Genomic DNA, 13295 nt, shown 5'->3' with positions numbered 1-13295 from the left:
CAGTGCGTATCCCACTTTCATGGCTGCGTGAATTCGCGCAGGTTCCGGCCGAGGCAACGGCCGAAGACGTCATGGCGGAACTCGTCAAGGTCGGTTTTGAAGAGGAAGCCGTCCACCGCCCCACGGACGAACTCAGGGGCCCCATCGTGGTGGGCCAGGTCCTGAGCCTCGTCAAGGAACCGCAGAGCAACGGCAAGACCATCAACTGGTGCCAGGTCCGCGTGGTTCCCGAAGGCCAGGAGCAGACACTGACCGGCAAGGGCATCGACCCCTCCGGCGTGCAGGGCATCATTTGCGGTGCCCACAACTTCGTCGAGGGAGACAAGGTTGTGGTGACCCTCCCGGGCGCCGTGCTCCCGGGTGATTTCCACATTTCCGCGCGCAAGACGTACGGGCACCTGTCAGCAGGCATGATCGCCTCGGTCCGTGAACTCGGCATCGGCGAGGACCACGACGGCATCCTGGTGCTTTCCCGCATCGGCCTGGATCCCGAAATCGGAACCGACGCCATGTCCCTCCTCGGCCTCTATGACGAAGCCGCCGAAATCAACGTCACTCCGGACCGCGGCTACGCGTTCTCGATCCGTGGTGTCGCACGCGAATACGCCCACGCCACCGGAACCGTCTTCACGGACCCTGCCGCCAAGGTCAACGCCCCTGCGGCACTCTCCGGAGGCTACGGCGTCAAGCTCAACGACGACGCTCCGATCTACGGCAAGCCCGGTTGCGACCGCTTCGTGGCCCGCACGGTCCGCGGCGTGGACGCCAGCCGACCCACCCCGCCATGGATGGTCTCCCGGCTGCGCCTGGCCGGCATCCGCTCCATTTCGCTGCCCGTCGACATTTCCAACTACGTGATGCTCGAACTCGGCCAGCCAAACCACTGCTACGACCTCGACAAGCTTTCAGGCGATATCGTGGTCCGTCGCGCTGTGGCAGGGGAGAAGATCACCACCCTCGATGACAAAGTGCGTGCGCTCGACGTCGAAGACCTCCTCATCACCGACGACTCCGGCGCCATCGGCATCGCCGGCGTCATGGGCGGAGCCAACACCGAAGTTTCGGATTCGACCACCAACATCCTGGTCGAGGCAGCGCACTTCGACGAGGTCTCGATCGCGCGGTCCCGCCGCAGGCACAAGCTGCCGTCGGAGGCGTCCAAGCGCTTCGAACGCGGAGTGGATTGGCAGGTTGCCAACGTTGCTGCCCAACGCGTCGTCGACCTCCTGGTTGAACTGGCCGGGGGGACGGCAGACGAAGCCGGTACCGACGTCGGGACGGCGCCCGATGCCGTGACCATCGAGCTGCCGGCCAACTACGCGGCCTCCCGGATCGGCATCGACTTCACGGAAGAACAGATCACCGGTTCCCTGAGGGACCTGGGCGCCATTGTCCTGATGGGCGAAGAGAACGGCTCTTATCTGGTCACGGCTCCGAGCTGGCGCAATGACCTGGAAACCAAGGAAGACCTCTCCGAGGAAATCGCTAGGCTGGTGGGCTACGACAACATCCCGGCCACCCTGCCCGTGGCCCCTCCAGGCCGCGGCTTGACCCGGACCCAGCAGCAAAAACGCCGCGTGGTCCAGGCCCTTGCCGACGCGGGGCTCACCGAGGTCCTCTCGTACCCCTTCGTCTCCAAGTCATCGAACGACATCTTCGGCGTGGCGGAGGCGGGCGCGACACGCACCGCCCTCAAACTGGCCAACCCGATCAGCGAAGAACACGGTTACCTGCGTACCTCCGTACTTCCCGGCCTGATCGAGGTTGCCCGGCGCAACCACTCCCGCGGGTTCCGCGACCTCGCGCTCTTCGAGGCAGGCTCGGTGTTCCTTCCCGCCGGGCAGTTGGGCACGGCGTCGATCCCTCCGCTGGGCGTCAAGCCTTCCGAGGAGGTCCTTGACGGGCTGTACGACGGCGTCCCGGACCAGCCGCTGCACATCGCCGCTGTTTTGACCGGCCATGATTCCCCGGCCGCCGCGGCCCACACTCCGCGTGCCTGGGACTGGGCCGACGCCCTGGACGTTGCCCGGCTCGTGGGCGATGTCCTCGGCGTGGAACTCGTGGTCAGCCAAGGCAGCCACCAGGCGTTCCACCCGGGCCGTGCCGCGAAGTTGGCTCTCCGTTCCGGCGACATCGTGGGCTACGCCGGCGAATTGCACCCCAAGCTGCTCGCAGCCCATGACATGCCGGCGCGCTCCGTTGCCCTCGAGCTCAATGCGGACGCACTTTTCGACGCCGCTCCGGACGTCATTGTTGCCAAGCACATCTCCGGCTTCCCGGTGGCAACCCAGGACGTTGCCCTCGTGGTGCCGCAGGACATTCCGGCGGACGCCGTACTGGCCGCCCTCCGGGAAGGCGCCGGCGAACTCCTTGAGGACGTCGCCCTGTTCGATGTCTACGCGGGCCACGGCATCGAAGACGGCAAGAAGTCGCTCGCCTTCGCGCTGCGATTCCGTGCCGCGGACCGCACCTTGACCGCCGACGAGGCATCGGAGGCACGCGAGGCCGCCGTCGCAGTCGCCGCAGAGCGATTCGGAGCAGTCCAGCGCTGACGGGAATCAACCCGGGGATCCAGGGGCTGGCTGTTCACATCCAGTCCCTGGATCCTGCCGATTCCGCCGACACCGAGAAGATGGCGGCGGAATTGCTGTCTCCGGCCGAGACCCTTCGAGCAGACGCCATGGCCCCGGTCCTCCGGCTGGAATTCCTGGCATCCCGGCTGGCGCAGCGGAACTTTGCCGCATCCCTCCTGGGTGTTCCCGCTTCGAAGCTCCAGGCGGCCTATGAGTGCCCGGAATGCGGTGCCGGGCCGGACATCTCACACGGCCGGCCCGGTTACCTGCTCGACGGCGGCCCAGCACCCGTGGTGCTCAGCGCCTCACGGTCGTCGGGCTGGGTGCTGTTTGCCGCCGTCGTGCATCCGGAACCGGGGCTCCGGGTGGGCGTGGATCTGGAAAATGCGGCGGGCACGGAGTTCGCCGGCTTCGACGACGTTGCCCTGACCGCACGCGAGCAACTCCACCTCAAGGAGCTGGAACCCGGGCACCGGGCCCAGGAGCGCTCACGATTGTGGGCGCGCAAGGAAGCCTGGTTGAAGATGACAGGCGAAGGGCTCAGGGTGGCCCCGGATACCCTCGACGTGCTTGAAAGGCCCGGACTGTGGGACTTGGAACTTCCGGCCAGCGCCGGCGGTCTGGATCTTCCGGTCGGACTGCTTGCCGCCTTGGCGGCAACCTCCCGCTGAATTTCAGGATCAACCGAAGGCGGGCAGCCGTGCTTGGTACAGCCACGGTTCCAGGACGCTGGCCGCGTCGAGCCCCGGGACGTAGGCGTTGGCTACGGCGATGAATTCCGCCGTGGACACTGAGCTGTGGCGCTTGGCTTCGGTCCAATGCCGCAACAATCCGAAGAACACTGCGTCCCCGCAGGCACGACGGACGGCGTGGAGCGCAAGGGCCCCGCGCTTGTAGACGCGGTCGTCGAACATGTGCTCGGGCCCGGGGTCGCCGATCACCAGGTCCTGGGCGCCCATGTCGAGCTTGCGCCATGCGGCCCTTGCACGGTTGGCGAGGGACATGACGCCGGCTTCCTCGGACCAGATCCACTCGGCGTAGCAGGCGAAACCCTCATGCAACCAGATGTCCCGCCAACTGCTCACAGTGAGCGAGTTGCCGAACCACTGGTGGGACAGCTCGTGGGCGATGAGGCGCTGCGCCTCCCATGATTGCTCCATGTGGTTCCGGCCGAAGATCGAGAGGGTCTGGGCTTCGAGGGGAATTTCCAATTCGTCCTCGGTCACGACGGCCGTGTATTCCGCAAAGGGATATGGACCGAAACAGTCCACAAAGGTGCGCATCATGTCGGCCTGCCGTGCCAGGCCTTCGCGGGCTTCGGTCAACAAACCGGGGGAGACGGCAACGAACTGGGGCACCGGGGCCTGCCGCAGGGCCTCGGCATGATGGGCCGTCCCTGTGCGGGTTCCCGCGAGGGCGGGGCTGAGCTGATGAAGCCGGTACCGCCCGATTTGCACGGTGGCCAGATAGCTTGCCATCGGCTCGCCCTGTTCGTAGACCCAGGTTTCGCGGCTTGATTTCCTGCTGTGGGAGACGAGGCGGCCGTTGCAGATGGCGCGGTAGTTGTTGTCGGTGGTGATACTGATCAAGTAGCTGGACTTGTGCCGGGGATGGTCGTTGCACGGGAACCAGGACGCGGCGCCGTTCGGCTGCCCGGCCACCAGGACGCCGTCGTCGAGCTCTTCCCAGCCGACTTCGCCCCACAGGCCCCGGCGCGGCTGAGGATTGCCGTCGTAGCGGAGCTCAATGGTGAAATGCTGGCCTGTCCGCAACCGGTCCTTCGCCGTGATCACGAGGTGCTCGCCGCGGGTGCTGAACTTCGGCACTTTCTTGCCGTCCATCAGGATTTTGGAAGCCTTCAGGCCCACCAGATCCAGGATCACCGAGTCCGTGTCTTCGAGGGCTATGCAGCGAAGCATTGCACGGCCGTTGAGCCGGTTGCTGCCCAGACTGTAGTCCAGGTCCAGCTCATACCTCAGCACTTGGAATGCCAGGCTCCCGTGATGCAGCGTGTAGGGATCGGCGGCAGTTGTGGTGATTCCTGGTTCGCTAGGGCTCATGTGCGCTGGCTGCCTCCGTGTAGCTTGTTGTGTTGCCGTTGTCCTGGGCTCGTATTTCATAGGCCCTCTTGCCAATCTACGCTACGGTCCGGACCACGGGCTGACCGGGTTGCCCATCCAGTATGTGCCAGCGGGGACAGTCTCACCGCGCATGACCAGCGACGCCGGTCCCACCGTTCCGCCCGCTCCGATGCTCGCGCGCGGCAGGATGACTCCGTGCGGGCCCATCGTGGCGCCGTCCCCTAGGACCACAGTGTCTATGCTCATGATGCGGTCATGGAAGAGGTGTGTCTGGACCACGCAGCCGCGGTTGACGGTGGAGCTTTCGCCGAGCGTGACGAGGTCGGCTTCGGGCAGCCAGTAGCTCTCGCACCAGGTACCCTGGCCGATTTTCGCGCCGAGCGCCCGGAGCCACCACACCAGCGCCGGCGTGCCGGACGCCGAACGCGCGAACCAGGGAGCGCTGACCATTTCGATGAAAGTGTCCACCACTTCGTTGCGCCAGATGAACGAACTCCACAGGGGATGCACGCCCTCTTTGATGCGGCCCACCAGTATCCACTTGGCCGCGACCGAACTCGCCCCGGCCGCGGCACCTGCTGCGAGGACCACGACGCCCCCAAGGACGGCCGCGAGCCAGTAAGAGGATTCGGTGGCGATCCAGTCCAGGACCAACATGATGCCGACGGCGATCCCCACCGTCAGGATGACCGGCACCAGCCGGCACAGTTCCCACAGGGCCCGTTTGGTCTTGAGGGCCAACGGCGGGTTGAAGGTGAGGCTCTGGTCCGCATTGACCGCGGTCCGGCGCAGCCTGACGGGTGGACTGCCCAGCCAGGACGTGCCCGATTTGGCCTTTGCCGGCGTGGCCGATAGCACTGCGACGAGTGAGTTCTTGGGTACGCTTCGGCCTGCGGCGGTCATTCCGGAATTGCCGAGGAACGAGCGTCTGCCGATCTTGGCCGGCGCGATCTTCATCCAGCCGCCGCCCAGCTCGTACGAGGCCACCATGGTGTCGTCGGCGAGGAACGCGCCTTCGCCGATGGTGGTCATACGGGGCAGGAGCAGCACCGTGGAAGCCTCCACGTTACGGCCCACTTTGGCACCCAGCAGGCGCAGCCACACGGGGGTGAAGAGGCTCGCGTAGATGGGGAAGAGCAGGTCCCGCGCCATGTCGAGCACGCGTTCAGTGGCCCAAACCTGCCAGCCGACGCGGCTGCGGACCCGATAGTACCCTTCCTTGAGACCAACGCCGAGCATCCGGGTGGTCCCCAGGATCAGCAGGAGATTGCACAGGAACCAGGCCAATGCCGCCAAGGGAATGGCAAGGAGGAGTTCCGGGAAGGCATCCTGCAGGGAACTCCGGCCTTGGATGAAGGCCAGAATGACGATCGCGCCGACGAATGCCGAGATGTAGGGGATCAAGGCCAGCAGCGCCGAGGCCGCAGCGAATGCCGCGAACCAGAGCCGGCCGATCAGATGGTGTGACGACGGGGTCTCCGGCCAGCCATTCTTGGCTTTGCCACGGCGTTCGGCGGGGGAGCCGGCAACAAGGTGCCCGGCCTTGACCTTGCCCAACACCGCGGAACCGGGCTCCACGCGCGCACCTGCGCCGATGCTGGCTCCCGGCATGAGCGTGCTGCGGGAGCCCACTGTGGCGCCGGCACCTACATGGACGGCGCCGATGTGGACGTAGTCACCGTCGATCCACCACGCGGAGAGATCCACTTCGGGTTCGATGTTGCAGCCGCTGCCCAGTGACAGCAGTCCTGTGACTGGCGGCAGGGAGTGCAAATGGACGTTGTTCCCGATCTTCGCACCCAGTGCCCTGGCGTAGTAGGGAACCCAGGGTGCGGTGGCGAGGCTGATGGCGCCCGAAAGATCCTGGATCTGTTCAGCCAGCCACAGCTTCAAATGGACTTTGCCTGAGCGCGGGTAGGTTCCGGGCCGGACACCCCGCAAGAGTATTCGCGCGGCGAGGATCGAAACGGCCATGCGTCCCGGCGGGCTGACGAACACCAGCCAAGACGCCAGGATCCACCACCAAGACACCACGGGAGCGGCTGTGAAACCGGCGAAGTCGGCCAGCAAATGGTTCGCGGCCATGAGGTAGGTGAGCCAACGCATGCCCACCAGGATGTTGAGGGGAATACCCATCAGCGTCTGGAAGATCTGGGATTTCCGGGAGGTGGGCCGAACCGTGCGTTCGGCCGCCGGCCCTTGGATGCCGCCTTCCGGCAGTGACTGCCGTGCGGCGTCGATCAAGGCGCCGACGCGGGGTGTTGCGTAGATTTCGGCCACCGTGATGACGGGGTAGCGCACGCGCAGCGCCGAGACGAGCTGGGCCGCGGCGAGGGAGCCCCCGCCATAGGCGAAGAAGTCGGCGTCGAGCGAGGTGACGGCTGAGCCGAGAACGCTTTCCCACTGCTCAACCACCCATTGGGCGTCCTCTGGCAGGTTGAGTGGTGCCTTGTCTGCATCCGCGGCGCCCGCGCCCGCCAACGGCCACGGAAGGGAATGCCGGTCCACTTTGCCGCTGGTCTTCGTCGGAAGCGAATCCACCACCGTCAGCAGGGGGATCAGCGCGGCGGGAAGGCTTTCCGTGAGCAGCTCGCGGGAAGCTGCGAGGTCGATGTCCTGCGGTCCGGCCGGAGCCAGGTAACCGACCAGTATCTGGTTCCCTGCCGCCGTCGTACGCACTGCAGCGGCGGCACCCGCGACTCCCGGAAGGGCCTGCAGGGCGGCATCGATTTCACCGAGTTCGATGCGCCGGCCACCAAGTTTGACCTGCTCATCCGCGCGGCCTTGGAAGATGAGGCCTGCTTCCTCATAGCGGACGAGGTCGCCGGAGCGGTACGCGCGCTCCCACCCGAGGGACGGCATGGGGGCGTACTTTTCGGCGTCTTTGGCCGGATCGAGGTAGCGGGCAAGTCCGACGCCGCCGATGATGAGTTCGCCCGTCCCGCCTTCCGCGACGGGGACACCGGAGGCATCGACGACGGCGAGGTCCCAGCCGTCCAGCGGCAATCCGATCCGCACGGGGCCATCCGCGCCCAGGGGAGCCGCGCAGGCCACGACGGTTGCTTCGGTGGGGCCATACGTGTTCCACACTTCGCGGCCGTCCACCGCGAGGCGCTCGGCGAGTTCGGGAGGGCAGGCTTCGCCGCCGAAAATGAGCAGGCGCACGTTCTCGAGGGCTTCTGCCGGCCAGAGAGCCGCGAGCGTGGGAACTGTGGACACCACTGTGATGCCGTGGTTGATGAGCCATGGGCCAAGGTCCATGCCGGAACGTACGAGGGCGCGCGGGGCCGGGACCAGGCAGGCACCATGCCGCCACGCCAGCCACATCTCCTCGCAGGAAGCGTCGAAGGCGACCGAAAGGCCGGCGAGGACCCGGTCCTGCGGACCTATGGGATCCTGCTGGAGGAAGAGCCGGGCTTCGGCGTCAACAAAGGCGGCGGACGAACGGTGCTGCACCGCCACACCCTTGGGCGTGCCGGTGGAGCCCGAGGTGAAGATGACCCAGGAGTCGTCGTCCAGCTTGGGTGCACGCGGAGCCGGATGAGGTGTCGGGCGCTCCCCGGACACTTCGATCCTGCGGCCCTTTGTGACGACGGCAGACACTTTGGCTTCGCCGAAAACCAGCCGTGCCCGTTCCTCGGGATCGTCCGCGTCCACGGGTACATAGGCGGCCGCAATCGAGATGATCGCCAGAATGGCGATGTACAGATCGTTGGAGCCGGAGGGGACCCGCACTCCGATCCTGTCTCCGGGGCCCAGCCCGGCCGCGTTGAGCGTGGCGGCAAAGCCTCGCACCTGCGCCATGAGCTCGGAGTAACTCATCGACTTTTGCCCGTCATCGAGGGCAGAGGCCTCCGGAAATGCCAGGGCAGTGTCCTGGAGGATCTCCATGAGCGTGCGCGGCGGGGGCGCTGCTGCCGAGCCTTGCAGCTGGGGCAGATGCACCCTGTGGACTTCCAGGCTGTCCGCCGGGATTTCATGTTCCTGGGTCACGTTCGAAGCTTCTCGCACTGAGGTGAACAAAAAGTGTCAGCGGTCGCGTGGCCGTTGCTGCGGTTATGGGACCAACAGCAGCTTGCCCGTCGTCTTGCGCGCTTCCAGGTCGCGATGGGACTGGGCGGCTTCGGCGAGCGGGTACGCTGCGCCAATCCGGACTTTGAGCGCCCCGCTCGCGGCAGCGCCGAAGACTTCGGCCGATCGCCAGCGCCGCTCCTGCGGGTTCTGCAGGAAGTGGCCAAGCGTCGGGCGTGTCAGGGACAACGATCCGCCCGCGTTCAGGCGCTGGGGGTCAAACGGGGGCACCGGTCCGGATGCTGCCCCGAAAAGGACGAGCGAGCCGCGGATGCGCAGGCTCGCAAGGGAACCGTCGAAGGTGTCCTTGCCGACGCCGTCGTACACCACGTTGACGCCTTCGCCGTCGGTGAGCTCGCGGACCTTGTCCGCAAATCCGGTGTAGCGCAGGACCTCGTCCGCACCGGCTTCCCGCGCAAGGGCTTCCTTCTCGTCCGAGGAAACTGTGGTGATGACGCGGGCGCCCCGGGCCTTGAGCAGCTGCGTCAGGATGAGGCCAACGCCGCCGGCGCCGGCATGCGTCAGGACGGTATGGCCCGGTTCCACGCGGAAGGAAGAGTTGATCAGGTAGTGCGCAGTCATTCCCTGCAACGGGAGGGCTGCTGCCGTGTGGTCGTCGACGCCGTCCGGCACCGGAAGCGCCTTGTCGGCGTCGACGAGGGTGTACCCGGCATAGCTGCGGGATCCTTCAGCGGTGGCGACCCTGTCCCCGACGGCGAAGTCCTCGACGCCTGCGCCAATGGCCTCCACGGTGCCTGCCGACTCGGAGCCGGGGATGAACGGATACTCGACCTTATAGAGGCCGCTGCGCTGGTAAGTGTCAATGAAATTCACCCCCGCGGCTGCGACTTTGACGAGGAGCTGGCGCGGACCCGGGGCCGGAACTTCGGCCTCGGAGAGTTCGAGGACTTCGGGTCCTCCGGCTTGCCGGGCAATGATCGCTTGCGTCATGGGTCTCCTTCTCCGTCGAGGCACTTTCGTGCCCGCATTCACACACCCATCCTAGGGAGCGGAGTCCGTCGAGTGTCCAGTCAGCGGCTTGGGGCCGTGGTTCGCCGTAATGTGTCCCGGCGGTCTTCGGGCGTGTCAGCCCCTGCCGTGCGCGGAAGCAACAGGGCAGTCAAAGCCGCGGCCGGCGGCGAGCCCTACCTCATTGAGGTAGCGTACGACGATGGCGTACGACTGCATCAACGTGGTTTCGGTGTAGGCAATGGAGTGCTTTTCGCAGTAGCTTCGAACGATCTCCGAGGCGCGGCGCAAGTGGGGACGGGCCATGTCTGGGAAGAGGTGGTGTTCCGCCTGGTGGTTGAGGCCGCCCAGGAGGATGTTCATGAAGGGTCCGCCGGAGATGTTCCTGGCAGTCAGAATCTGGCGACGCAGGAAATCCACTCGCGAGTCGGTGGGCAGAACCGGCATGCCCTTGTGGTTCGGGGCGAAGGAAGCGCCCATGTAGAAGCCGAACACCATGATCTGGACGCCGAGGAAGGCAAATGCCATGCCAAGCGGCAGGAAGGTGAAGGCAAGGACCGGAAGAGCGAGAAGCCGTGCCAGAAGGATGGGCGTCTCCACCCAGCGGTGCTTGATGGCTCCGGGCCGCAGGATGTACATCAAGGACTCCCACTGCAGGCTGATGCCCAGCAGCATGAGGAGCGGGAAGAAGAACCAGCCTTGCCTGCGCGTGAGGAACGCGAAGCGTCCCTGCCTGCCCGCGGCGGCTTCAACGTGGAAGGCCAAGGCTCCGGTCTTGATGTCCGGGTCCTTGGAAATGACGTTCGGGTTGTTGTGGTGCGCGCCGTGCTTCTGTTCCCACCAGGAGTAGCTGATACCGGCAACCGAAGTGGCCAGGAGGCGCGCGGACCAGTCATTGGCCCTGCGGGAGGCAAAAATCTGGCGGTGGCCTGCCTCATGGGCCAGGAAGCTCAACTGGGTACAAAGGACGCCCAGGGCCGCGGCGATGAGAAGCTGGTACCAGCTGGGGCCGATCAGCGCGAAGCCGAACCAGGTTCCGGTCAGCAAGAGGACCAAGGACGCAAAAACGCTGATATAGAAGCCGACGCGGCGCTTCAAAAGCCCTTCCGCCCGGACAGTCTTGAGCAGTTCGGAATAGCTGAGCACGACGGCGTTCGGTTGCCGGACGCCCTTATGAGGACGTTCCGTGGTGGAGGTCAGTGACATATGCAGTTGCCCCGTAATAAATAACGGGCAACGCTGCAACCGACGATCGGCTGCACGGTCTAGATCACCCTCTATTCAGCATACGCCCTCTGGTCGGCTCTGCCGAGACGAGGGGACCTCGGCCGGGCATCGAAAAAGGCATGCATAAATATCGGCAACCATGAATAGTTTTGCTGTATAGTCTTGCCATGACTATTTCTGTTGCCGTCTCCGGTGCCAGCGGCTACGCCGGGGGAGAGGTGCTGCGCCTCCTGGCAGGGCATCCGGACGTCACCATAGGTGCCATCACAGCGCACAGCAACGCCGGTTCCAGACTAGGGGAGTTGCAGCCGCATCTCCATGGTTTGGCCAGCCGGATTCTCGAGGACACCAGCGTGGAAAATCTCGCCGGCCATGACGTGGTGTTCCTGGCGCTCCCGCACGGAGCCTCGGCTGGGATCGCAGCACAGTTGCCGGAAGGCACGCTGGTGATCGACGCCGGCGCGGACCACCGCCTCGAAGACCCCGCTGCGTGGGAAAAGTTCTACGGCTCCGCCCATGCCGGGACCTGGCCTTACGGGTTGCCGGAACTCCCCGGCCAGCGCGACGCGCTCAAGGGTGCGAAGCGGATTGCCGTTCCCGGCTGCTACCCGACGTCGGCCCTCCTCGCCCTCACGCCCGGCTTCGCCCACAAGCTCCTCCAGCCGGAGGACGTCGTGATCGTTTCCGCTTCCGGAACCTCGGGCGCGGGCAAGGCGGCCAAGGTGAACCTCATCGGTTCCGAGGTCATGGGCTCCATGAGTCCTTACGGCGTGGGCGGCGGACACCGCCACACCCCCGAGATCGAACAAGGACTTTCCAACGCCGCCGGTGAACCCGTCACCGTGTCTTTCACTCCCACCCTCGCGCCCATGAGCCGCGGCATCCTGAGCACGGCGACAGCCAAGGTCAAGGCCGGCGTCACCGCTGCCGAACTCCGCAGCGCCTGGACTGAAGCGTACGACGACGAACCGTTCGTCCATTTGTTGCCCGAAGGCCAGTGGCCCGCCACCAAATCGGTGCAGGGTTCCAACCACGCCGTCATGCAGTTGGCCTTCGACGAGCACTCCGGCCGCGTGGTTGTCACGTGCGCCATCGACAACCTGACCAAAGGGACCGCCGGCGGCGCCGTGCAGTCCATGAATATTGCCCTCGGCCTGGACGAATCCGCCGGCCTCAACGTCCAAGGAGTCGCCCCGTGACCATCACCGCCCCCCAGGGATTCCGGGCCGCCGGCGTCAAAGCCGGCATCAAGGCATCGGGCAATCCCGATCTCGCCCTAGTTGTCAACGACGGCCCCCTGAAAGCCGCAGCAGCCGTTTTCACCTCCAACCGCGTCGCCGCGGCTCCCGTGCACTGGTCCCGCCAGGTTCTCTCCGACGGGCGCGTCGACGCAGTGGTGCTCAATTCCGGCGGGGCCAACGCGTGCACCGGTCCGCAGGGATTCCAGAATACGCACGCAACCGCCGAGAAAGTGGCGTCCGTCCTCGGGATCTCTGCGTCCGACGTCGTGGTCTGCTCCACCGGACTCATCGGCGAGCAACTGCCCATGGACAAAATCATCCCGGGCATCGACGCAGCATTCGCGGAGCTTTCCGAGAACGGCGGTCCCGCCGCAGCCACGGCGATCATGACCACGGACAGCGTGGCGAAGGAAGCAGTCTTCACCGGCACCGATGCCACAGGCAACACGTTCACGGTCGGAGGCATCGCGAAGGGCGCCGGCATGCTGGCGCCGGGGCTGGCGACCATGCTGGTGGTGCTCACCACTGATGCCCAGGTCCCGGCGGAAGAGCTCGACGTTGTGCTTCGCGACGCCGCGCGCGTCACCTTCGACCGCACGGATTCGGACGGTTGCATGTCCACCAACGACACGGTTGTCCTTCTGGCCTCCGGGGCCTCCGAGGCCATCCCGTCCGCCGAACAGCTTGGCGCCGGAATCACCCAGGTGTGTGCCGAGCTTGCCCGCAAGTTGATCGGCGACGCCGAAGGCGCAAGCCACGACATCGCCATCCGTACGTTCAACGCGGCGAGCGAACGCGACGCCGAAATCGTCAGCCGCTCCGTGGCCCGCTCCAACCTCTTCAAGACCGCCATCTTCGGCAAGGACCCGAACTGGGGCCGGGTCCTGTCCGCGGTGGGTACCACGGACGCCGTCTTCGAACCGGACCAGCTCAACGTCTCGATGAACGGCATCCAGATCTGCCGCAACGGCAGCATCGGCGACGACCGCAGCCTGGTTGATCTCGAGCCCCGCGAGGTTCTCGTGGAAATCGACCTGCAGGCCGGCGACGCCGAGGCCACCATCTGGACCAACGATCTCACGCACGAGTACGTGCATGAGAACAGCGCCTACTCGAGCTAGGCGGGGATGAGC

At 65.8% G+C, this 13295-nt stretch carries 8 protein-coding genes; 4 read left to right on the top strand and 4 right to left on the bottom strand.

Annotated elements, in window-relative coordinates:
- Positions 1-2: 2 nt before the first annotated feature.
- Both pheT and AB0O52_RS00095 read left to right on the top strand, forming a co-directional pair.
- The gene (gene pheT / locus AB0O52_RS00100) at positions 3-2552 is read left to right on the top strand and encodes a phenylalanine--tRNA ligase subunit beta (RefSeq protein WP_364531605.1); all 2550 of its coding nucleotides are present in this window, start codon (positions 3-5) and stop codon (positions 2550-2552) included.
- Between the two features lie 80 nt (positions 2553-2632).
- Complete coding sequence (locus tag AB0O52_RS00095; protein ID WP_364531602.1) at positions 2633-3244, top strand: 4'-phosphopantetheinyl transferase superfamily protein; 612 nt, start codon at positions 2633-2635, stop codon at positions 3242-3244.
- A 9-nt stretch (positions 3245-3253) separates the two neighbouring features.
- Here AB0O52_RS00095 and AB0O52_RS00090 read toward each other — a convergent pair whose 3' ends face one another.
- The 4 genes from AB0O52_RS00090 to AB0O52_RS00075 all read right to left on the bottom strand — a co-directional run bounded on the left by AB0O52_RS00090 (position 3254) and on the right by AB0O52_RS00075 (position 10900).
- Positions 3254-4633 (bottom strand): M1 family metallopeptidase, encoded by a 1380-nt coding sequence (locus AB0O52_RS00090; RefSeq protein WP_364531599.1) that lies wholly within the window; start codon positions 4631-4633, stop codon positions 3254-3256.
- Positions 4634-4714: 81 nt separating this feature from the next.
- The gene (locus AB0O52_RS00085; RefSeq protein WP_364532658.1) at positions 4715-8545 is read right to left on the bottom strand and encodes a Pls/PosA family non-ribosomal peptide synthetase; all 3831 of its coding nucleotides are present in this window, start codon (positions 8543-8545) and stop codon (positions 4715-4717) included.
- A gap of 165 nt (positions 8546-8710) precedes the next feature.
- On the bottom strand, positions 8711-9676 hold the full coding sequence (locus AB0O52_RS00080; protein WP_364531596.1) for a quinone oxidoreductase: 966 nt from the start codon (positions 9674-9676) through the stop codon (positions 8711-8713).
- Positions 9677-9811: 135 nt separating this feature from the next.
- Positions 9812-10900 carry an acyl-CoA desaturase gene (locus AB0O52_RS00075; RefSeq protein WP_364531594.1) on the bottom strand — a complete coding sequence of 363 codons (1089 nt, stop codon included), beginning with the start codon at positions 10898-10900 and terminating at the stop codon, positions 9812-9814.
- 188 nt (positions 10901-11088) lie between these two features.
- Between AB0O52_RS00075 and argC the strand changes: the two genes are divergently transcribed.
- Together argC and argJ are read left to right on the top strand one after the other, a co-directional pair.
- Positions 11089-12120 (top strand): N-acetyl-gamma-glutamyl-phosphate reductase, encoded by a 1032-nt coding sequence (gene argC, locus AB0O52_RS00070; protein WP_364531591.1) that lies wholly within the window; start codon positions 11089-11091, stop codon positions 12118-12120.
- Positions 12117-13283, top strand: coding sequence for a bifunctional glutamate N-acetyltransferase/amino-acid acetyltransferase ArgJ (gene argJ / locus AB0O52_RS00065; RefSeq protein WP_364531588.1), 1167 nt, complete (start codon positions 12117-12119; stop codon positions 13281-13283). The genes argC and argJ overlap by 4 nt, the downstream gene beginning before the upstream one ends.
- Positions 13284-13295 lie beyond the last annotated feature (12 nt).

Source organism: Arthrobacter sp. NPDC080073 (genome assembly GCF_040686575.1).
In the GTDB taxonomy this organism is placed as follows: domain Bacteria; phylum Actinomycetota; class Actinomycetes; order Actinomycetales; family Micrococcaceae; genus Arthrobacter.
Note: the sequence above shows the minus strand (reverse complement) of the source record. Positions and strands in the feature narration are given on the sequence as shown.